This is a genomic window from Bdellovibrio sp. (genome assembly GCF_036384735.1).
Classification (GTDB): domain Bacteria; phylum Bdellovibrionota; class Bdellovibrionia; order Bdellovibrionales; family Bdellovibrionaceae; genus Bdellovibrio.
On sequence record NZ_DASVLT010000048.1, the window covers coordinates 66,292 to 83,730 of the forward strand.

Annotated in this window: 18 protein-coding genes and 1 tRNA gene; 12 read left to right on the forward strand and 7 right to left on the reverse strand. The window is 44.9% G+C overall.

What is annotated here, in order from left to right:
* Positions 1 to 252 precede the first annotated feature (252 nt).
* Positions 253 to 3,123 carry an aminomethyl-transferring glycine dehydrogenase gene (gene gcvP, locus VF412_RS14195; protein WP_331339910.1) on the forward strand — a complete coding sequence of 957 codons (2,871 nt, stop codon included), beginning with the start codon at positions 253 to 255 and terminating at the stop codon, positions 3,121 to 3,123.
* 167 nt (positions 3,124 to 3,290) lie between these two features.
* On the opposite strand, the gene VF412_RS14200 is transcribed toward gcvP, so the two are convergent.
* Positions 3,291 to 3,419: a hypothetical protein gene (locus VF412_RS14200; protein ID WP_331339911.1), complete on the reverse strand. Its 129-nt coding sequence runs from the start codon at positions 3,417 to 3,419 to the stop codon at positions 3,291 to 3,293.
* 121 nt (positions 3,420 to 3,540) lie between these two features.
* Here VF412_RS14200 and VF412_RS14205 point away from each other — a divergent pair, with 121 nt between their 5' ends.
* From VF412_RS14205 to VF412_RS14240, 8 genes are all read left to right on the forward strand, one after another.
* Positions 3,541 to 4,530 (forward strand): glycosyltransferase family 9 protein, encoded by a 990-nt coding sequence (locus VF412_RS14205; RefSeq protein ID WP_331339912.1) that lies wholly within the window; start codon positions 3,541 to 3,543, stop codon positions 4,528 to 4,530.
* A gap of 23 nt (positions 4,531 to 4,553) precedes the next feature.
* On the forward strand, positions 4,554 to 5,570 hold the full coding sequence (locus tag VF412_RS14210; protein ID WP_331339913.1) for a small ribosomal subunit Rsm22 family protein: 1,017 nt from the start codon (positions 4,554 to 4,556) through the stop codon (positions 5,568 to 5,570).
* Between the two features lie 64 nt (positions 5,571 to 5,634).
* A complete protein-coding gene (locus VF412_RS14215) occupies positions 5,635 to 6,093 on the forward strand; it encodes a DUF2846 domain-containing protein (RefSeq protein ID WP_331339914.1) in 459 nt (152 codons plus the stop codon).
* 110 nt (positions 6,094 to 6,203) lie between these two features.
* Positions 6,204 to 6,485, forward strand: a complete 282-nt coding sequence (locus tag VF412_RS14220; protein ID WP_331339915.1) for a hypothetical protein — start codon at positions 6,204 to 6,206, stop codon at positions 6,483 to 6,485.
* 9 nt (positions 6,486 to 6,494) lie between these two features.
* A complete protein-coding gene (locus VF412_RS14225; RefSeq protein WP_331339916.1) occupies positions 6,495 to 6,890 on the forward strand; it encodes a hypothetical protein in 396 nt (131 codons plus the stop codon).
* Between the two features lie 2 nt (positions 6,891 to 6,892).
* Positions 6,893 to 7,735 carry a hypothetical protein gene (locus tag VF412_RS14230; RefSeq protein ID WP_331339917.1) on the forward strand — a complete coding sequence of 281 codons (843 nt, stop codon included), beginning with the start codon at positions 6,893 to 6,895 and terminating at the stop codon, positions 7,733 to 7,735.
* Positions 7,732 to 8,388 (forward strand): hypothetical protein, encoded by a 657-nt coding sequence (locus tag VF412_RS14235; protein WP_331339918.1) that lies wholly within the window; start codon positions 7,732 to 7,734, stop codon positions 8,386 to 8,388. The genes VF412_RS14230 and VF412_RS14235 overlap by 4 nt, the downstream gene beginning before the upstream one ends.
* Positions 8,375 to 9,139 carry a hypothetical protein gene (locus VF412_RS14240; protein ID WP_331339919.1) on the forward strand — a complete coding sequence of 255 codons (765 nt, stop codon included), beginning with the start codon at positions 8,375 to 8,377 and terminating at the stop codon, positions 9,137 to 9,139. The genes VF412_RS14235 and VF412_RS14240 overlap by 14 nt, the downstream gene beginning before the upstream one ends.
* Here VF412_RS14240 and VF412_RS14245 read toward each other — a convergent pair.
* The 5 genes from VF412_RS14245 to VF412_RS14265 form a co-directional block, all read right to left on the reverse strand.
* Positions 9,126 to 9,509, reverse strand: coding sequence for a hypothetical protein (locus VF412_RS14245; protein WP_331339920.1), 384 nt, complete (start codon positions 9,507 to 9,509; stop codon positions 9,126 to 9,128). The two genes, VF412_RS14240 and VF412_RS14245, sit on opposite strands and share 14 nt — an antisense overlap.
* 137 nt (positions 9,510 to 9,646) lie before the next feature.
* On the reverse strand, positions 9,647 to 12,403 hold the full coding sequence (locus VF412_RS14250) for a hypothetical protein (protein ID WP_331339921.1): 2,757 nt from the start codon (positions 12,401 to 12,403) through the stop codon (positions 9,647 to 9,649).
* Positions 12,404 to 12,586: 183 nt separating this feature from the next.
* Positions 12,587 to 13,498: a DUF6662 family protein gene (locus VF412_RS14255; RefSeq protein WP_331339922.1), complete on the reverse strand. Its 912-nt coding sequence runs from the start codon at positions 13,496 to 13,498 to the stop codon at positions 12,587 to 12,589.
* 199 nt (positions 13,499 to 13,697) lie between these two features.
* Positions 13,698 to 14,180: a DUF4423 domain-containing protein gene (locus tag VF412_RS14260; RefSeq protein ID WP_331339923.1), complete on the reverse strand. Its 483-nt coding sequence runs from the start codon at positions 14,178 to 14,180 to the stop codon at positions 13,698 to 13,700.
* A gap of 104 nt (positions 14,181 to 14,284) precedes the next feature.
* A complete protein-coding gene (locus VF412_RS14265; RefSeq protein WP_331339924.1) occupies positions 14,285 to 14,797 on the reverse strand; it encodes an SAM-dependent methyltransferase in 513 nt (170 codons plus the stop codon).
* A 120-nt stretch (positions 14,798 to 14,917) separates the two neighbouring features.
* On the opposite strand from VF412_RS14265, the gene gcvT reads away from it, so the two are divergent.
* The 3 genes from gcvT (at position 14,918) to VF412_RS14280 (ending at position 16,541) form a co-directional block, all read left to right on the forward strand.
* Positions 14,918 to 16,000 (forward strand): glycine cleavage system aminomethyltransferase GcvT, encoded by a 1,083-nt coding sequence (gene gcvT / locus VF412_RS14270; protein ID WP_331339925.1) that lies wholly within the window; start codon positions 14,918 to 14,920, stop codon positions 15,998 to 16,000.
* 10 nt (positions 16,001 to 16,010) lie between these two features.
* Entirely contained in the window at positions 16,011 to 16,400 is a 390-nt protein-coding gene (gcvH, locus tag VF412_RS14275) for a glycine cleavage system protein GcvH (protein ID WP_331339926.1), read from the forward strand.
* A 58-nt stretch (positions 16,401 to 16,458) separates the two neighbouring features.
* Positions 16,459 to 16,541: transfer RNA gene (locus VF412_RS14280), tRNA-Leu, on the forward strand.
* Between the two features lie 238 nt (positions 16,542 to 16,779).
* Here VF412_RS14280 and VF412_RS14285 read toward each other — a convergent pair.
* Positions 16,780 to 17,439, reverse strand: a complete 660-nt coding sequence (locus VF412_RS14285) for a hypothetical protein (protein ID WP_331339927.1) — start codon at positions 17,437 to 17,439, stop codon at positions 16,780 to 16,782.

Below are 17,439 nucleotides of genomic sequence, written 5' to 3' on the forward strand. Positions count from 1 at the left end.
ACGACGCGGTACCAAAGCGCGGCGAGGCCCGGATGGCCGTGTCGCAAACTAAGGGAAACCCTCTGCTTTTTAGAAGTTGCGAGGACGTCGCGACTATGCTCACAAGGACTAGTGTAAGAAAATTCGAGCATTAAACCCCATTTTCCTCTAAAATCAGACAATATTGCCTCGCATTAGCCTCTCTGCTCTGCCTTGCAAAGCTTTAATACCAGAGGGCGCTGTGCTAGTCTTCCAAGCGTCATTGAGGTGCAAATGAAATTATCAGATCTATCCCCTATTAACGAATTTATTCCTCGCCATATCGGTCCGAACGACAACGATATCCAAGCGATGCTTAAAGTTCTGAACTTCTCGTCTTTAGAAGAGATGGCAGATAAAATTATTCCTTCTCAAATCCGCACTCAGCACACCTTCGCTGATGTGGGCCCAGGTATTTCTGAATACGGTCTTTTGAACAAGCTTCGTTCAATGGTTTCGAAAAACAAAGTTTTCAAATCATACATCGGCATGGGTTACCACGACACAATCACTCCGACGATCATTCAAAGAAACATTTTTGAAAATCCAGTTTGGTACACAGCCTACACTCCCTACCAGGCAGAGATCGCGCAAGGTCGCTTGGAAGCTTTATTAAACTTCCAGACAATGGTTGCAGACCTGACTGGCATGGAGATCTCGAATTCTTCATTGCTTGATGAAGGAACTGCTGCTGCGGAAGCGATGTTCATGGCCCATGCACTTTGCAAAAATAAAGCAGAGGCTTTTGTTGTGTCTCCGAAAATGCATCCTCACGTGATCGAAGTTCTTGGTACGCGCGCGGAACCTTTGGGTTTTGAGATGATCATCGCAGATCCTGCGACTTATGATTTCTCTAAACCAGTATTCGGTGCATTCTTCCAATATCCTGATACGGAAGGTTCTGTTGAAGATTACTCTGCGACCGCGAAGAAGTTCCACGATCACGGAGCTCTAGTAACTGCCTCTGCAGATTTGTTGGCGATGACTCTTTTGACTCCTCCTGGTGAGTGGGGTGCAGATATCGTCGTGGGTAACTCGCAACGTTTCGGCGTGCCATTGGGCTTCGGTGGTCCTCATGCCGGTTTCTTGGCAACGAAAGACGCTTACAAGCGCATGATGCCAGGTCGTCTTGTCGGCGTGAGCGTTGACTCTCAAGGTAAGCAAGCATTGCGCTTGGCTTTGCAAACTCGTGAACAACACATCCGTCGTGAAAAAGCGACTTCTAATATTTGCACGGCCCAAGTTCTTTTGGCGAACATGGCTTCTATGTATGCTGTTTACCACGGCCCACAAGGTCTAAAGCGCATCGCTCAAAGAGTGAATCGCATGACTGCGATCATGGCTGATGGTTTGACGAAACTTGGTTACAACGTTTCTAAAAATACTTTCTTCGATACAATTGTTGTTACGACAGATAAAGCGACTGCGATCGTTGCAGAAGCTGAAAAACTTCAAATGAACTTCCGTATCCTTGGTAATAATAAACTTGGAATTTCTTTGAACGAAACTGTGACCGCTCAAGATATCGAAACTATCTGGATGGCATTCAATGGCGGCAACAAAGCCAGCGTTTCAGTTGAAGCCATTGATGATACTTTGAAAACAGACCTCCCAGCAGCGTTGACTCGTAAGTCTGCGTTCATGACGAACTCTGTATTCAACTCTCATCACTCAGAGACTGAACTTCTTCGTTACATCCATCATTTGCAAAACAAAGACATCACATTGACTCACTCAATGATTCCACTGGGTTCTTGCACAATGAAATTGAATGCAACGACAGAGCTTGTTCCTGTTTCATGGCCAGAAATCAGCAAGCTTCATCCGTTTGCTCCTGTGGCTCAAGCGTCTGGTTTGATCGAAATGATTAAAGACCTTGAACAAAAACTTTGCGATATCACGGGTTTTGCGGCTGTGAGCTTGCAACCAAATGCGGGATCTCAAGGTGAATACGCTGGTCTTCTCGTAATTCGCAAGTACCACCAATCTCGTGGCCAAGGTCACAGAAATATCTGCTTGATTCCTTCCTCTGCACATGGAACAAATCCTGCGTCTGCGGCTTTGGCGGGCATGCAAGTTGTGGTCGTTAACTGCGATAACTTGGGTAATGTTGAAATCACAGACTTAAAAGCAAAGGCTGAACAGCACAAAGACAACTTGGCTTGTTTGATGATTACTTATCCTTCCACACACGGCGTGTATGAAGAGGGCATCAAAGAGATCTGTGACATCGTTCACGCAAACGGCGGTCAAGTGTACATGGACGGAGCAAACATGAATGCCTTAGTTGGCATGTGCCGTCCAGGAACATTCGGTGCCGACGTTTCTCATATGAACCTTCACAAAACGTTCGCGATCCCTCACGGTGGTGGCGGTCCTGGCGTGGGTCCAATCGGTGTTGGTGCTCACTTGAAAGAATTCTTGCCTAAGCATTCTTTGGTGAAAGAAGCGGGTCCTGCGAATGGCATTTCTGCTACCACATCTGCCCCTTGGGGAAGTGCTAGTATTTTGCCGATCTCTTGGGCTTACATCACAATGATGGGCGCACAAGGTTTGCGTAAAGCAACTTTAGTGAGCATCTTGTCTGCGAATTACATCGCAAAGAAGTTGGAAAAAGCATACCCTGTTCTTTACAAAGGTAAGAGCGGTTATGTAGCTCACGAATGTATTATCGACGTTCGTGATATCAAGAAAACTTCTGGCATTGACGTGACTGATGTTGCGAAACGTTTGATCGACTATGGCTTCCATGCTCCAACAATGAGCTTCCCGGTGGCAGGCACATTGATGATCGAGCCAACTGAATCTGAACCAAAACAAGAGTTGGATCGTTTTATTGATTCTATGCTAGCGATCCGCAGTGAAATTCATGCGGTTGAGACTGGCAAAATGGACAAGGAAAACAATGCATTGAAAAACTCTCCGCACACAGCGCAGATGTTGATGAAACCCGAGTGGAATCATCCATACTCTCGCGAAGAAGCGGTTTACCCTGTAGAATGGCTTCGCACGAACAAATTCTGGCCTGTCGTTGGGCGCGTGGATAACGCTTATGGCGACAGAAACTTGATCTGCTCTTGCCCTTCTATCGAAGAATACAAGTAGGCGCTGGTCTCTACTTCAGCGAAGCTGAAGTAGAGAGTCCTGAACTCCGATGAAATCGAAATAGCTCGGTGAGTGGGCTTCCCCCTTTGCCTTTCCCTAAACTTGTGACCTTTAGATTAAACGGCCCTTCGTCGGTCCGGTTGTACACGTTGGAGCAACCGAAGGAATTAACTTAAAAGCTCTTGAAGCTTCCTTAAAATCTCTAAGACCAGCAAAACTAGTCCCAAAAATCTCTTTAGAAACTTTAAAATATGACGAACAGTATTCCAGCGGTGAAGCTGGTTATCATTCGACATACGGACCTCCTATCGTTAGTAGAAGGTTCAAGTTCGATAAAAGCGAGATGGGGAAACCCGATCTCGCTTTTTGCATTTTTCGGGCTGCATTTTTTCCGCGTCGTCCTTTATAGTGTCTGACATGAAGAAAGTTCTTTTGATTCGTTTAGATAAGATTGGCGATCTGATTTCCACGATGCCCGTGGACCAGGCCGATCTATTGAAGAACTGCGAAGTTCGCTGGGTCATCGCTAAAGGCCTGGCCTTCGTGCCTGATAACGCCGTACCTCAGCGCACCTACATCGAGCTTTCTAAAGAGGACTGGAAAACATCCCTCAAAGCCCTAGTTCAATACTTACGCGAATTCAAACCTGATGTGGCTGTCAGTTTTCAAGCCCCATGGTGGGTGAATTATGCGTTGTGGATCGCGGGCACCCCCGTTCGTGCCGGTGTTCAGTCGCAATGGCATAGCTTCTTGTTTTTGAACAAAGGTCTTCGCCAGCGTCGCAGCAAAGCGATTCAGCACGAAGCGGATTATAACTTTGATCTTCTTCGCTATGCGATGGGCGATACTTCTGCCCGTCCCGCGACGCCGGTTTTAAAGTTGCAAGCGCCAGAAAATCCAGAACTTCTTCGTAAGTTCAATTTAGTTCCACAACACTATGTAGTGGTTCATCCAGGCATGGCGGGATCAGCGCTGAATTGGCCGACTGAAAACTATATCGCTTTGATTCGTAAAGTGGCTGAGACAACTCAAGTTATTCTGACTGGCACCCCCGCGGATGAGCCGTTCTTAAAAGACATCAAAGCCGCGTTCAAAGATCATCCGAAAGTTTTATCACTGCAAAATCTTTTGAAAGCTCCCGAGCTTTTCACGGTTCTTAAAAATGCTAAGGCCGTAATTGTGCCGAGCACGGGTGTAGCTCACATGGCGGCAAGCCTTGGTGCGAAGGTTTTAGGACTTTACTCACCTATTCGTGTGCAACATCCTCGCAGATGGGCCGCTCGTGGTGAAAATGTGCAGATCTTTGTATCAAATAATGAAAATCCTCCGTATGACAGTGCTATGAACGAGATCTCGGTAGAGGATTTGCTTAAAGCACTCGGTTCTATTTCAACTTCGTCAAACTAACCCTCGCAGCGGGAAGCTTCATTATGAACAGACATTTTTCGATTCCTAAAAATTTTGAAGACTCTATTGCTGCGGCTTTGGCTAGCCATAAGCTGACTTTGCAAGACTCAAAGGCCTTGGCGAAAAATGTTCTGATGCTTTCTGATTTCTTTATTCAAAATCCTGATGGCCAAACACCATGGCATCAGTCTTTCGCGCAGATTGCTTATCTTAGCTATTACTTGCCACTGAACGCAGCTCGCCTGCGCGCGGTGACTCAAGAAGGCGCGAAAAGAAACTTCTTTGCCGAATTAGAAAATGTCATCGATTTCGGCGCTGGCCTTGCAACGGCCTCATTGGCTTTGTCAGAAACTCAGAACCTTCAATACACATTGATTGAAGTTGCTTCTGAGCCGCAAAAAATCATCGAAACACATTTTAAAGACTTCAAGGCCCAAGAATGGATTCGTACTTTCAGCGCAGGTCGTTTGAAAAATCCTAAAAAGACGCTGGCTTTGTTTTCGTACTCTTTGACGGAACTCAATGATTTGCCAGAGTGGGCTGCGGAATGTGAAGCTGTGATGATCGTAGAACCATCTACACAACAAGATGGACGTAAGCTGATGGCTCTTCGTCAGCGTTTGCTAGAAAAAGGTTACCACGCGTGGGCGCCTTGCACACACGAAGGCCCCTGCCCCTTGCTGACCCAATCAAAGAACGACTGGTGTCACGATCGTATTCATTTCGATGCTCCTGAGTGGTTTCAAAGAATGGAAGAACACCTTCCAATGAAAAATCGGACTTTGACGACAAGCTATCTTTTGATGCGTAAAACTGCGCCAGAAAAGATCGAAGCAGCTCGTGTCGTAGGTGATACGTTAAAAGAAAAAGGCAAAGATCGCCAGATGATTTGCCGCGGTCCCGATCGCGAATTCCTCGCGTGGCTACATAAGAATAAGAACAGCCAAGAAATTCCTCGAGGAGTTCTGGTAAAAATCCCCAACGACATTCAAAAAGTCTCGAACGAGCTTCGTGTACAAACAGAAGTCGAGTTATTTTAAAAAAGAAGGCAGCCTGTTGACTTCAGATTTATAAGAACTCCATCATAAACTAAAAGGAGTTTTTGTGAAATTTCTGCTGGCGATTGCCCTCGCTTTTCCATTTCTTGTAGGTTGTGCATCTATTCCGCTAGCTGACTCAGAGATCAATATCCAGGCAAAACAATTTCCAAAAAATCCCAACGGTGCATACGTTTACATTTATCGTAACGAGTTCATGGGTGCCGCTGTTACGATGGATGTTCTTCTTGATAATGAGCTTTTGGGCGCGACTCGTTCGAAAAACTTCCTATGGGTTGACGTTCCTGCCGGGGATCATACCATCACCAGTAAGGCAGAAAATGACGATGTCATTCAACTTCACGTCGAGACAGGAAGAAATTATTATGTGTGGCAAGAAGTCAAAATGGGCATTCTGTATGCTCGCACAAAGCTTCACGTTGTCACTGAATCCACCGGACAAGAAGGCGTGAATGAATGTACTCTGATAGCTCATCAGCAGCCCAATCATCATGCAATGAGGTAGCTAAAGTTTTCCTTTTGGCGCCTCTGTCTAATCTTTAGACAGACCATCTCAATTTTACACGGTCCTCGGTAAGGTGCGGGAATTGCTCTATTTCCCTTCTGGAGGACTCTATGAAGAAACTCATTCTAGGCTTTATGCTACTTTCGTCGACTGCGATGGCGGCGGATGCGAATCCAACCGTAACGCAACAAGAACCGTCGATCATGACACAACTTCTAGAACAAGTTCTTAATTCCGTAGAACAATCCGCTGTGGACTTAAATATCGACGGCATCACAATCGATTCCCAAGCCAAAGAAACTGTAAAAACAGACAGCGTTCGCCTGAACGGCATGATCGATTTCGGCAGTGATTGGCAAGTAAATCTCGTCAATTCAAACAGTTCAGATTAAAATAGTTCTATGGAGAAAATCACTCCAAAGCTATCCGCTGATGCCAAAGATTTAAAGTTGGCTGTAGACGTAAAGATGCTTCCTGCATCCGTTAGCATTGATGCTCGCTTCTTCTCTTCATACGATAAAAAAGCTAAGAAATGGATTCCTCGCCCGCTGACTTTGAAAGTAACAAATCAAATGAAGATGGCATTGATGACGATCCGCTTGCACTCGTTGAAAGCCACTAAAAAGGCAAATGCCAAAGATCCGAACATTCAAGATATCTCAGGATCTTGCGAGTCAGACAAAATCCTTTTGGACCTAACAACAGGTCAAAACAAACTTGTGCCTGTGGATTGCCAATTCAGCGGAACGATGAGCGATCAAGGATATAAAATCCAATTTAAATACGCGAATCATTAATTATGAAAATGACAATGCTTTTGATGATCATATCTATCGCTTTGGGCTCCGTCGGCCAAAGCTTTGCCAGCGGCTCTGAAGAAGCTGTCGCTGCGCCTACGCAGCTGAGCGTAGGCGGTCTAGACGCATTTAGATATTGGATCGTAAAAAAGCTAGTTGTCGATATCGATCAGACCTTGCAAGAACAAGGAATTAATTCTTCAATGTGCACTTTCAGACAATACCAACCCACAAAAGATTTTTCTTACCGTGGTGTCGGTCCTTGTTTAGTAAAAGACTTCTTGATTTCAATGAAGTCAGACAAAAGTGCCGGCACTATCTACGCGTGGATCAAAGATCATCAAGGCCGTCTGCATCCTGTCGAGATCCAATGGCGTCCACCACTTGGCGGCTGGTCACATCTCATTAAGCAAATTATCGAAATGCGCCTTGAAAGACCGTTGTACTGGGTTCGCGACCACGTTTGGAAAATGGATCCAAATAAAATTCGCTACAACGAGTTCATCCTTGGCGATTTAAAAATCATTCTTCCTGAAGATCCAGAAGCCCTTGCCGTTCTTGCCGAAAAAGGCGGAAGCTGGGCAAAAAATTATCTTAGCCAATTAAGCGAAGTCAGTCTTTCTTTGAAAACATCCGGCATTGATCAGGGAAAAGTTATTTTCAGCGGCGATATGGTTTTAACTCATCGGCCTTCTGACGATGGAAATAGCCAAGAAGCCACTGTCCATTTACGTACGAACATAAATGTGATGTTGCTGAAAAGACCGTTTTTCCTACAAGCAAAAGTAAGAACTTCTGGCGCAGGTGTTGATGTGCCTGTCCCAGCCGCAGAGGAGTTGCCATGAAACTCACTCTTCTAGCTCTTCTTTTCTTTACACCTATTTTAAGTCATGGAGCATGCCTTATCCCAGTCTCTTCCATCGAACAAGTGGCTCAAAAGATTCAATGGCGAGACATCGACGGTAATGAGCAGAACTCTGCTGTAGTTCAAGGGAACACCTCTGGCACCCTCTCAAGTGAAGATGACGACACAATCCTTGATGGCGATTACGAAATCTTCGCTCGTCCCGACAAATCCGGTGCATTCCAAATTCTTCCTTTGCCTCTGTTCGAAGTGGAGTTGAATAAAAAAGAGGATTCAGTGTATTTATGCGCTCATTTCGAATCTCAAGACGAAACTAAAACCGAAGCTGTGATCTATTTTTTACGCAATGGCCATATTAGACCTATGACCCCGCAACCGCTGCCTTTATTGAGCATTAGAAATATTTTTAATAAGCTATTGCATCGCACACCGTTTGTGATTATCGGCGCACCTATTGCCATTGCCGAAAAGCTTCAGCGCCTTCTTATGAACGGATTTGGGGATTTAACCAAATTCGGTGTGGATCGCATCAGAATCACCAATACTCAAGTTGAACTTTACTCTGGCGGTGATCCCGCGCAGTTTGATCATTATGTCTTCAAGAAAGTGATTAAGTTCGATGAAGTTAAATAAACTCCTTCTAGGATTTATTACCAGCTTGCTTTTCTTGCCTTCGGCAAGAGCCGCCTATATGTGCTCGGAACTTTTCGACACACAACCTGACATGTCGGCTGTTCGTAACGCCATTCTTTCCACCGTTGGCAATGAAAGATCTTATTTTTTAAGACCTTCTATGAAACCACACTTCGAAGAAGTAGAGTTTAATGAAAAAATCGCGGAAAGTTACGATCACCCTACTGAAACTGATGAAGGTGTCGTGCTATTCCATGGAAATATCTTTGCCGAGGGCTATTTCCGTATGACTCGACTTGGAGTCATGAATCCGCCATCAACAGTAAGTTTGATCGACCAGCAACCTTGGTTTCAATGGGACCCCGTGAAGAGGACCTACACAAAAAAGTTCGGTCACGCTGAAAATGTTTTGCTAAGTCCGAATATGATTGATCATAAGGTGACCCTTTATCGGGGAATTAATGCGGATCAAGTTGCACAACTTCGCAGTCTGAAATCAGGGCAAACAGAAGTTCTAAATCAGATTTTTACAAACAAACGTGATTCGATGTTCTTCACCACCGATGAAGAATCCGCAAAGAAATGGTCGAAGGGATATTATATCGAATTGACTGTGAACGAATCCGACATAGCAAAAGTCTATACCGGAATCGAATATAATTACGTCGAAATCGCCATTCCTTCTAAAGAGGTGATGCAAAAATCTATCGCCTCTTTAAAAGTTCATAAACACAAACCTACTGGCACTTAAGCTTTCCAATATATCCAGCGGCATAGGACCAGACCATATCTTCTTCTCCGTCGAAGGCGGACAATCGGAATAAGGCAGACTCTACGACATCAATACCAATCTTCTTTTGTTCTAATACTTTTTCTAAGGTTATGTTCTGAATTTCAAAAGAAAGACCTTCTTGAGTTTTCGCCACATATTGTGGCTGTGCAGGATCACCCACTTTTTCAGCATTTCGCAAATTGGCTTCACGTACGTATCCGGAAACACTGTCTCCGGATTTTTCAAAATGCACTTGCACCAACTTATCTTCGAAGTCACAAAATTTTAAATCAGCACGAGCCGCCAAAGATGCCAATCCCACAATCGCAAATAAAAGAGTCCTTGTCATAATTCCTCCGACAGAAAAGACAAGTATTCAAAGACCTGCGGCAACATTCCAGTGATTATTCTGAAATCTGCCTTACAAATAAAAAAGGCCGGGTTCCTCACCCAGCCTTTTTTAAATTCATTCATTGAAAGTTTTAATTACTTTTTCAATGGGAAGATCTCATTCACGAGTCCCGCATCCCATGTAGGATTCAAGGCATAGTTTTTCAAACGGGTGCCGGAAACATTGTAAGTCGCCATAACACCTTTACCTGCAGTTCCGCCGACTGATGCAGACAAAACGGCTTGGAAAGTGAACGGACTTGTCGTCATCGCACGTCCCAAATCAGCATAAGCTTGAGCAAACGCCTCACGATCATTGCGATCCAATGCCGCCTTCATATCACGAAGGTTCACGATCACTTCGCCAGTCGCCTTCAAAGTCGCGTTTTGCGCTTGATTGATACAAGCATCCGCGTGGAAGTCATACATGATACCGCACATTTTGATTGGGTCTTGGTAAGTATCCATTTGGCGGTCGAAACCATTTGCACGCACATAGGCAGTTACAAAGGACTGCGCATCACGCTCCAGTTTTGCAGAGGCCGCGCGGTCTTGTGCCAAAGCCATCAAGAAATCTGTGGCAGACTTATCGAACGTCAATTGGAAAGCGACTGACGAATAGCCAAGATTTCCAGTTTTGGGAATCTCGACATAAAGTTCATTCTTAAGACCTGTCACAGCAACAAGTTGGTTTACTGCACCTTGAAGCTCAAAATCACGTGTGTGTGTATCTGTGTAAGAGAAAACAAACTGGCCATAGTAACCAGAATCCTGAAGGGTCTTGGTTTTCGCATCGCGAACATTATAACGAGATGCCGTGAAAGCCACTGTGGCATTTTCAATCCAGTTGAACATGCGACCATCGCGGGCTTTCATATAAACCGCATAATTCGCATCACCCAAAGTATTATCCGGGAAGTATTGAGTCACTTGGTGAGAGTTAATACGACCCTTACCCCAACTTGCAGTCACATAAGGAATACCCAAGCTGATCGTGCGTAAAGCACCGCGAGCCACGGTGTCCTGCTTAGTAACCGCAAGAACCGTCGTTTGACCTTTAGAATCAGACATTTTTTGCGCGCCTAAAGCGATACCCTTGAAAACAAAGTCATCCATCGCCTTCGCTGCCTGCGCATCCGCAGTATCGAACAACCAAGAAAACTGTGAATCAGAAGATTTAAATTGAGAAGCAGTGTAAGCCAAAGTCAAAGTCGTTCCTACAGCAGCACCAAAGTTGTTCATTTTTACCGCAGAACGGTTCACGTAATAACGAGTGTCAGAAATTTTTTGGATCTCTGTCTTCCATTGCCCTACCGCGATCAAGTTCACGCCTACATTCACAACGACATAGGCTACCCCCGCAGAGAACATCACGCCGCCCATCTGAGCAAAGCTCAAAGAGTCGCCAACCTTCATCTTCTTAAGATCTGCCATAGCACTTGGAGTCGCGGGAACAACAACATTCTCCGCTTCAAGACCGGTTTTTACGATCGTGCGATAAACTTTTTCAGTTCCTGCAATCGGGGCCATGCCCAAAGTCAAAGCTGTGCCCGGAGTCCAAGCTGAATAAGCCGCAACAACTGCACCACCCACAGCACCAGTGACCGCCACCTTCTTCTCGACCAAGAAACCTCCGTTGCTAGACGCAAGCTGGATTTTTTTATCGAAGTTGGAAGGCGTTGCCACTTTCGTTTTGAACTGAGAATCCAAAGCCGTCACCTTTGTCGGCCATTGAATGTCTAAAGAAAGAATCGGAGAAAAGCTGAACTTCCAAACGTTCTTTTTGTTTTGCACGACTTGAGAAGTCGTTTCTTGTTTTTGCTCATCGTGAGTTTCAGTTCTCGTCTCTTCTTTAGTGCCTTCACGAGTTTCGTTGTGAGTTTCAGAATGAGTTTCCGTTACAGTTGTATCTTTTGTCGTAACTGTCTCGCCAGTTTCCGTTGTTGTGACTGAATTTGCGTTGCCAGTCGCATGAACTTCCCACTTTTGAACTTTATCACCGTCATCAACAATGCCGTTATGGTTTGTATCGTCCCAGTAATAAACTGTCTCTTTATAACGATCTTCCACTGCAGAGTATGTTGTCACCGTGATTGTACGGTCACGATAAAGGACACCATTTCCATCTACATAATTAGCGGGGTTCGTCACCGCCGTGGTCGTCGTCACATTGTGAGCACCCGTGGTAGTCCAACCCGTCAAATCAATAGAGTCTGCTTGCCATGGGATTTTAGATCCGTTTGAAGCCAACGCATTTTTAACGTCTGTTACACTTGTCGGGGTACCATGGACAACCCAATAGCCATCGGTTTGACTTCCTAAAAATGTCTGCTTCTCGCCATTCAAATAGTTTGGTGTAATATTCCCGAGAATTTTGCTTGTAGCATCTCCAACAGTCAAAGCGTGATTAACATCACTGACCGCCCAGGATTGATTGCCGATATCGAAAGAACTTGTCGTCGAGGTGATTGTATACGGAGTCACCACTTGAGTTTGCACAACTGAAGTCGTCGTCCAAGTTGTCGTAACAGGAACTGTATACGTGTAAGGAACAGTTACGGTCGTAGTTGTTGTTACCGGCACATTTACTGTTGTCGTATTGTAAATGACAGACTGAGTGATTTGCGGAGACACGCCATTTGGATTTACATAAACGAAGCCCAAGCCATTATAGATCGGCGAGTTCTTCATGAACGCCATCATGTCGGTGCTGAAGTTCGTTTTATAAGTTGGTTTATAATTTTTAGCCGCTTCTTCCAAAGTCTGCGGAGTTTGTTGCGCCGTTTGCGTCTGATCTTCCGCGTGAGCGACAGCTGTAACTATCAAAAGGGACAAAAGCACCTTTACATTCATTTTTCTCAACCTCGTTTTGTATAGTTCGAGGTTTATAGAGAAGGATTCGCTGATCTTTAAGCCATTATGTTTTTTTAGAAATAAATGCAGGGGTTTTAATAATTGTTCATGGATGAACGTGGATCTTTTTATCAAACTTTGGACAAAGACCGGCCCTGCGAGCCGGTCTTAACAAATTTTATTCTAGAAAGGGAAACCAACTTTAGCGGTCACTTCCCACTTTTCATGAGAGCGTAAGAACAAATTGCCATTGTGCCCGCTGATATCTACACCGTTTTCATCAACTCCGTGGGGGTCTCCGTAAACTTGCATCAACACGCCCAATGTCCCCCACCAGCTTTGGCTCGCATAGTGGAAGGCCGGACCTGCCCAATAAACAGAGTGCTCATGATTTACGAAGTCACCAAACTCGTTGTGGTTACGAGCTTCCAAACCTGCGAAAAACCCTGGCGCAAAACGATAAGTCAAACCGATCTCGTTGTTCCAATCGAACTCACCAGCCCATTGCTCTTCACCTTGAAAACGGATGAATTCATTTTCGAATACCAAGTTGTAAACCAGGATCAACTGATCATCCATGAAGTTCTTTTGAAAGAGCACACGATATTCAGTCGCCATTGTACGATCATAACGAAGACCATTGTGAATATCTTGGAAATCGAATTCTGGTTCAATATAGAATGCCAAACCGAAACCATCTTTAATCGGGCTCAACACACGATAAATAAATTCGAAAGAAATCCCTTGGAAATAGCTGTTCACTCGAGTGAAGCCACCAGGTTGCGAACCCTTTGGATCATCGTCATCGGGAGCTCCATGAGCATCCATAGTTCCCGCATTCAAATAAATAGACGCTTGGAAATTGTCGGTCACGCCGTACTCTAACTCTGTTTTGAAGTCGTAAGCGTTGTATGTACCGAAGCTTCTTTCATAGCGGCCACGAACAAGTTGCTCGATTTCAAAATGACCTTCTGGAGTTGTTTCAGTTGTATAAGCACGGCTGAAAAGACCTTCACCGGCTTGCGCTTCAGGCGCTAAAGACAAGGCTCCTGCGAATGCAAGACCCAACAATGCAATTATCACGTTCTTTTTCATTTTCGTTTATCCATTACTAAAAAAACAATTGTTAAAGAGACATTCAAATAGCTTAACAACTGATCCATGGACAATCGCCGACGATTGAAATGGCCTCGATGAGAATTAACTGAGAAAAAAGAAGAGTCTCGGGCATAAAAAAACCGGATGCTGTCTAGTTCATCCGGTTTTTTTAAAGTCGAATTTGATTGTTAAAGGTTTAATCCCTAGTTCCGAAGCCCGCGACAGGGAACATTGAAACAGAGATTTGATATGTTTTGCCTTGGTTTGGGCCACCAGCATCAAGGAATTGCGCAAGCTCTTTGCGGAAGTGTTTAATCTTCTCTTTCGCTTCAGCCAGACGAGCTTCATCAACAGTGATGGAGATCGTTGATTGCTCACGCTCTTCACTTGGCATTTTTTCTAGCAAACGCTCAAGTTTACGCTTCATTTTCTTTTCGCGGCTTACTTCCGCAAATTTGTGAAGGTCGTCGTGAGGCAAGTTCAGGCGCTCACCGAACATGCGGATAGTTCTTAAAGTCACTGTCCTTTTGCCATTTAGAATTTTGGACAAAAATGACGAGTCCACTTCAAGGTGTCGAGCGAACGCACGCAATGAATAGCGTGGGTAGTTCTGGCTACGACGAGCGAGTTCATCTTCAAGGAATTGTCTAAAGTCTGAATTAATTTTTACGTCCTGCATGGGGACAAGGATTATGAAATGGGCTCCGAATAATCAATGTCTTGTTAACAGCCTTACAGACATTTAATAATGCCATTCGGGGCGCGTCAAAAAAACCGCGAACATTACAGAATTTTATCGAAAATCAATAGCTTACGAATTCGACTTCCTTCTACGACTTGTGTACGAACCGTCGGCTTAAATTTCAAGCAAAACTCTTCCCACGAGGACAAAGTCTCCTCTAAAAACTCTTCGTCATTGTGTGGACCCATTATCAAACGTGAGGCTTGAAGGCCGCCGTCCCGATCGAAAAGTCCTCGAAGGATTTGTAGAATTGTGTGCGCACCAACGCCAGCGATAATCGCAGTTCCCTGTAAAGAAACGGTTATGTTTTCTCCACTCGCGGCCCAGAAAAAAACTTTTTGTGGCAGCTCAGGTTTCTGATGTTTGCTATAGAAACGCGATTCTAATTTTTCGATGATGTGCGGAACTTGATCGACGAAATGAATCTCGGGAAATTGCCCCAAATGATAGGCACGCAAACCCATGTAACCATGATCGCAACAGAAGTCCCAAACCGGTTCTCCGGGAATCAAGTGGTCGCAAATTGTGAGCATTCGTGGCGATAATTTCGGCATGGTCTCCTACTCCGGCGGAGCCGGGTATAGGCCGGGAAAGTAGCATGGGCCTGATTTTGCGCGCAAGCCCGAAGGAAAGTCCCATTGACGAAATCTTATAGGAACGGTCATTATGCAGCCATGAAAAAGACACCTCTCGCATCTACACATGAAAAATTGGGCGCTCGCATGGTTGATTTTGCTGGTTGGTTTATGCCGATCCAGTACACAGGACTTCGTGAAGAGCATGACAACGTTCGCAGCAACGTAGGACTTTTTGACGTCTCTCACATGGGTGAGGTTCGCGTGAAAGGCCCGAAAGCTCTTGAAACTCTCGAATGGCTAACGACAAACGACGTTTCTAAATTGAATGATGGCGAGGCTCAGTACTCTTTGCTTCCGAATGATCAAGGTGGCTTGGTCGATGATATTATCGTTTATTGCTTGTCTAAAAATTCTGATTACCTTGTGTGCGTGAATGCCTCTAACAAAGACAAAGACTTTGCTTGGATGACGAAGCACAATAAGGGCGCCGATATCACAGACGAGTCTGATCTTTGGGGACAGATCGCCATTCAAGGACCTAAAGCTTTAGATCTTTGCGATCGCGTTTTCGGTTTCAAAGTCAGCGAAATGAAACCATTCACTTTGAAGGCCGGAACTTTCCATAATCATAAAATCATGGTGGCTACAACGGGCTACACAGGCGAAAAAGGCTGCGAAGTTTTCGTAGACGCTGCGGGCACTGTCGAGTTGTGGAATACATTGTTGGAAAAAGGCCAAGATTTGGGAGTCAAACCTATCGGTTTGGGTGCCCGTGATACATTGCGCACAGAAATGAAATACTCTTTGTACGGTCACGAAATTGATGACACGACGAATCCATACGAAGCCGGCCTTGGCTGGGTTGTGAAACCTGCGAAAAAGGACTTCATGAATAAAGCCCAAATTGTGGGCAAAAAAGAAGCCGGTCTTAAGCAAAATCTTGTGGGATTTAAGATGCTTGAGAAGGGTATTCCTCGTCAGGGATACAGCCTATTTTCTTTTGACAACAAAGAAATCGGCAAGGTAACTAGTGGTACACACTCTCCGACTTTGGATGAACCTATCGGCATCGCTTATATCGATGTTGCTTATGCGAAGGAAGGCACTGAATTCCTTCTGGATATCCGCGGTCGTAAAGTGAAAGCGGTTGTTGTTAAGACGCCATTTATTTCGAAATAAGGAGCCACACATGCCATTCCATATTCCTGAAGATTATTACTACACAAAAGAACACGAGTGGGCTCAAGTTGATGAGAACATCGTAACTGTAGGTATCACTGAATTCGCACAAGACTCTTTGGGCGAAGTTGTTTACGTGGAACTTCCAGAAGAGGGTCAAAAAATCACTCAAGGCCAAACTTTCGGCGTTATCGAATCAGTTAAAGCCGTCAGCGACCTTTACGCACCTGTTTCTGGCACTGTAATCGAAATCAATGCAGCTTTGAGTGACGATCCATCTGTATTGAACGACGACCCAGTGAACGAGGGTTGGTTGATCCGTATCGAAATGGATACTGAAAAAGAGCTCGCAAACCTTATGCGCGCCCCAGATTACAAAAAATTGATCGCAGAGAAATAATTTTCGTTGATTTAGCGACAACAGTTCGCTAAATCTTTGTTTCCGCTAAAACGGTGTTGCCCCGCTGGTGAAATTGGCAGACACGCTAGACTTAGGATCTAGTGCGCAAGCGTGGGGGTTCAAGTCCCTCGCGGGGCACCAAATCTACAAATAAAAAAAGCGACCCAAAGTGGTCGCTTTTTTTATTTGTACCTTAGTACTTCACTTGGACTTTAACTCATGAACTTTGGGGGTTCCAAAAAATGCCATGACGGCATTTTTTCGATGATCGCAAAGCGATCACGCCGAAGGCGCAAGGGCCACTACGGCCCGCAGTCGCACTCCCTCGCGGGACACCCATGACTCGAATCGACCTCGAAGGTCGATTCAAGTCACCGAACTAGAAACTAGCACCGACATAGATTCTCATTCCCTCCAGAAAAGCAGTCTCCAGATATTTCTTTTTAGCATCTGCGATCGCCGACGACGAGTTTCCGTAAGTCGATGAATAATATTGCGCAAATGGAATGCCGCCACCAATCCAATCACAGCCGATTGTTAACGTAGTCCACTGCCATTGGCTTCCGATAAGAACACTGGCAACCCCAGAAGTTCCCTCGATGTTTGCGAAATCAGGCGATGTGACTTCACCTTGATATTTTATTTCGCGATAATCAGCGCCGGCCTTAACATATAAGGAGTTCCCTAAAAAGTGCTTGTAGTGAAAACCGACGGACTGTCCTTTTAAAAGCTCTTTATCTTCAGATTGCCCATCCCATTTATTAAGCGCGAAGTCGGATCTACCAATGCCCGCTTCAATTTGTAGAATGTTATTGCCATCCAAATGAAATCCTAGAATGAATTCCGACTCATTTGTTCCGATGGCACCGATCCCTACAGGCTGAATTTGCATTGTAAGATTTTTGCTTTGGCGATTTCCATAGCTGCCTCCCGATAAAGAAGATCCCGCGGCCACATCGGAAACATTTGCGGATTGAGCACAAACCTGAACTGAAGACAAAGCTATAGCAAGACCAAGAAGACCTCTTAATGGTTTCAT

Bases quoted from the DNA above. Each gene is read 5' to 3' on its own strand.
- VF412_RS14240 (WP_331339919.1), top strand. From the start codon at position 8,375: ATGAAGTTAAATAAACTCCTTCTAGGATTTATTACCAGCTTGCTTTTC.
- VF412_RS14225 (WP_331339916.1), top strand. From the start codon at position 6,495: ATGGAGAAAATCACTCCAAAGCTATCCGCTGATGCCAAAGATTTAAAG.
- VF412_RS14205 (WP_331339912.1), top strand. From the start codon at position 3,541: ATGAAGAAAGTTCTTTTGATTCGTTTAGATAAGATTGGCGATCTGATT.
- VF412_RS14250 (WP_331339921.1), bottom strand. From the start codon at position 12,403: ATGAATGTAAAGGTGCTTTTGTCCCTTTTGATAGTTACAGCTGTCGCT.
- VF412_RS14265 (WP_331339924.1), bottom strand. From the start codon at position 14,797: ATGCCGAAATTATCGCCACGAATGCTCACAATTTGCGACCACTTGATT.
- VF412_RS14245 (WP_331339920.1), bottom strand. From the start codon at position 9,509: ATGACAAGGACTCTTTTATTTGCGATTGTGGGATTGGCATCTTTGGCG.
- VF412_RS14235 (WP_331339918.1), top strand. From the start codon at position 7,732: ATGAAACTCACTCTTCTAGCTCTTCTTTTCTTTACACCTATTTTAAGT.
- VF412_RS14260 (WP_331339923.1), bottom strand. From the start codon at position 14,180: ATGCAGGACGTAAAAATTAATTCAGACTTTAGACAATTCCTTGAAGAT.
- VF412_RS14200 (WP_331339911.1), bottom strand. From the start codon at position 3,419: ATGTCGAATGATAACCAGCTTCACCGCTGGAATACTGTTCGTCATATT.
- gcvH (WP_331339926.1), top strand. From the start codon at position 16,011: ATGCCATTCCATATTCCTGAAGATTATTACTACACAAAAGAACACGAG.
- VF412_RS14220 (WP_331339915.1), top strand. From the start codon at position 6,204: ATGAAGAAACTCATTCTAGGCTTTATGCTACTTTCGTCGACTGCGATG.
- VF412_RS14230 (WP_331339917.1), top strand. From the start codon at position 6,893: ATGAAAATGACAATGCTTTTGATGATCATATCTATCGCTTTGGGCTCC.
- VF412_RS14285 (WP_331339927.1), bottom strand. From the start codon at position 17,439: ATGAAACCATTAAGAGGTCTTCTTGGTCTTGCTATAGCTTTGTCTTCA.
- VF412_RS14210 (WP_331339913.1), top strand. From the start codon at position 4,554: ATGAACAGACATTTTTCGATTCCTAAAAATTTTGAAGACTCTATTGCT.
- gcvT (WP_331339925.1), top strand. From the start codon at position 14,918: ATGAAAAAGACACCTCTCGCATCTACACATGAAAAATTGGGCGCTCGC.
- gcvP (WP_331339910.1), top strand. From the start codon at position 253: ATGAAATTATCAGATCTATCCCCTATTAACGAATTTATTCCTCGCCAT.
- VF412_RS14255 (WP_331339922.1), bottom strand. From the start codon at position 13,498: ATGAAAAAGAACGTGATAATTGCATTGTTGGGTCTTGCATTCGCAGGA.